The sequence below is a fragment of the Sutterella sp. genome (genome assembly GCF_052272535.1).
In the GTDB taxonomy this organism is placed as follows: domain Bacteria; phylum Pseudomonadota; class Gammaproteobacteria; order Burkholderiales; family Burkholderiaceae_F; genus Sutterella.
Window position 1 is genome coordinate 1 of sequence record NZ_DAVZJY010000280.1, and the last position, 2,653, is coordinate 2,653.

Consider the following 2,653-nt stretch of genomic DNA (forward strand, 5'->3'; position numbering starts at 1 on the left):
CATCCGGTCAGCGTCAGCGCGAGCGCCTTCCCCGCGCACGCGGGGATGTTTCTGACGTGTGGGGTTTCGATTCGGATCAGCGTCGGCCTTCCCCGCGCACGCAGGGATGTTTCCGGCACGCAGCTTTGGATGATCAGAAACCTCGCGTCTTCCCCGTGCACGCGGGGATGTTTCTATGATTAATTAGTGCTATAGGAGTTTTAGATGAGAAAATATCTCTTTAGAATAACAAAAGATATGTTTCCAATGGTTCGCGATCGTTATCCTTACATATATTTGGAGCACGGGCGATTGGAAATTGACGACAGCAGTGTAAAGTGGATAAGTAGCCAAAATGAAATAATTCGTTTGCCGGTTGCTGTAATCAATTCAATTTTTCTTGGTCCGGGGACGAGTGTTACGCATGCGGCTGTATCTGCCGTGAGTGCAGCTGGTTGTACGATATGCTGGATTGGCGAAGAAAGTCTGAAATTTTATGCGTATGGAATGCCGCCTACGGCAGATACGCGGACGCTCTATCGACAGGTCAAATTGGCCATGAATGATGATACGCGCGTTAAAGTGGCTAGAAAAATGTTTGGTATGAGATTTGTTGAAACTGATCTGCATGACAAGAGTCTGCAGGCGTTGATGGGGATGGAGGGCCAAAGAGTTAGAGCAATGTATGCTGATTATGGTGAACGGTATGGCGTGCAATGGAATGGAAGGAGGTATATTCCGGGAAAATATGAAAGAAGCGACGCGGTCAACAAATGCCTAACGCTGATCAATGGGCTTTTGTATGGTGTTCTGACATCTGCAATTTTGTCCGCGGGCTATTCGCCTCGGGTTGGTTTTGTTCATGCCGGGTCGCCGATGCCGTTTGTTTATGATGTTGCGGATCTCTATAAAGAAAAGGTCTGCGTTGATTTGGCGTTCGGCCTTGTTGCAAAAGATGCTGATGTTGATGACTACAAGGTAATAATTGAAGCTTTTTGTGAGCGCTTGGTGGATGCGGGCGTCTTAGAAAGGGTGGTGAGGGATATTGAATATTGTTTGGACGTGGAGTGAGTTATGCTGATAGTCTTTGCTGATAAAATTCCTCCGGCTGTGAGAGGGAAAATGAAGTTATGGTTCATTGAGCCTGTTCCAATGGTTTTCGTATCTTCGGTCAAAGATAATTTGGCGGAGGAGGTTGCTGAAAAATTATTTGAAGCGTGTGATGATGACGCTACGATGACGGTGATTAGCTCAAGCGCAAAAATTCCGGGATACCGTATTAAGCAAAAGAATAAGGGAAAAATTTTAACAGAAATAACAGGATTACAGTTGATTAAGTCATGATGAAGAAATGAGAATGCAAAGAGATATTCTCGTGCATAAAAAAGCCGCCCTGAGGCGGCTTAAATGATTGCAGATAAATAGGTTTATCTGAAGGACTGCTGGTAGATGCTCACGGTGTCCTCAAAGGTGAGCGCCACCGGATCCTGCTCGAAGAGCGCGCCGCCGGCGTGGCGGGCCTTCTCGGCGAGGGCCGGAATCTCCTCGGGCGTCGCGCCGTAGTCGCTCATGCGCAGATCGTCCACGCCGCAGGCGACCTGCAGGTCGTGGAGCGCCCGCAGGAAGTCGTTCGGGTGCACGGCGTCGCGCACGCCGAGCGCACGGGCGAGTTCGACGAAGCGGTCGCTGCGCGCCCCCATCTGGATCATGTGGCCGAAGTAGGCGAGCGAGAGCATGATGAGACCCGCGCCGTGCGGCAGGTTCTGATGGAAGGCCGAGAGGGCGTGCTCCATCGAGTGCTGGCTCGTGAGGCGGCAGCAGGCCATGACGTAGCCGGACATGGTGTTGGCGATCGAGACGTGCTCGCGCGCCTCCAGGTCGCTGCCGTCCTTCACCGCGCGGGCGAGACCCGCGGCGATGTGGCGTACGGCGGCGAGCGCGTACATGTCGGAGAGGTAGGTCGGGCGCTTCGTGAGGTAGCCTTCGACCGCGTGGAAGAGCGCGTCGAAACCCTGGTAGGCGGTGAGAAGCGGCGGAACCGTGAGCGTGAGCTCGGGGTCCACGATCGCGAGCTTCGGATAGAGGCCGGGATGGCCGCCGAAGCCGCACTTCTCCTGCGTGCCCGGGTTGGTGATGACGCCGCCGCCGTCCACTTCGGAACCGGTGCCGGCGGTGGTCGTGATCGCGACGATCGGAAGGGGCGCGACGGCGATCGCCTTGCGGCCGCCCTGACCCTGTTGGATGTAGTCCCAGAAGTCGCCGGGATTGGTCGCCATCATGGCCACGGCCTTCGCGCAGTCCATCACCGAGCCGCCGCCGAGGCCGATCACGAAGTCGCAGGCTTCGTCGCGGGCGCGCTTCGCGGCCGTCATCACGGTCGTGACGAGGGGATTGGGCTCGACGATGGGCATGTGGACGTAGTCGACGCCCGCCTCCTCAAGCATCGAGGTGACGCGAGCGAGCGTGCCCGTGCGCTCCACCGAGCGGCCGCGGGACGTGAGGAGCAGCGCCTTTTTGCCGGGGAGCGCCTCATCGCGCAGACTGTCGAGCCTGCCCGGACCGAAGATCAGCTTGGTGGGCGTCTGAAAAGTGAACTGCATGCGGGGCTCCTTTCTGAGATGAATTTTTCTTCAAGCGCCGGACGCACGAAGCGTCCGGGCCGGTGAGGCAAATT

Annotated in this window: 3 protein-coding genes; 2 read left to right on the forward strand and 1 reads right to left on the reverse strand. The window is 55.9% G+C overall.

Annotated elements, in window-relative coordinates:
- The first annotated feature begins 204 nt into the window (after positions 1 to 204).
- Positions 205 to 1,050: a type I-E CRISPR-associated endonuclease Cas1e gene (gene cas1e, locus ACT6Y9_RS10245; RefSeq protein WP_443744456.1), complete on the forward strand. Its 846-nt coding sequence runs from the start codon at positions 205 to 207 to the stop codon at positions 1,048 to 1,050.
- A gap of 3 nt (positions 1,051 to 1,053) precedes the next feature.
- Entirely contained in the window at positions 1,054 to 1,323 is a 270-nt protein-coding gene (gene cas2e / locus ACT6Y9_RS10250; RefSeq protein WP_443744457.1) for a type I-E CRISPR-associated endoribonuclease Cas2e, read from the forward strand.
- An 83-nt stretch (positions 1,324 to 1,406) separates the two neighbouring features.
- Here the strand turns inward: cas2e and ACT6Y9_RS10255 are convergent, their stop codons facing one another.
- Entirely contained in the window at positions 1,407 to 2,579 is a 1,173-nt protein-coding gene (locus tag ACT6Y9_RS10255; RefSeq protein WP_443744458.1) for an iron-containing alcohol dehydrogenase, read from the reverse strand.
- Positions 2,580 to 2,653: the final 74 nt, after the last annotated feature.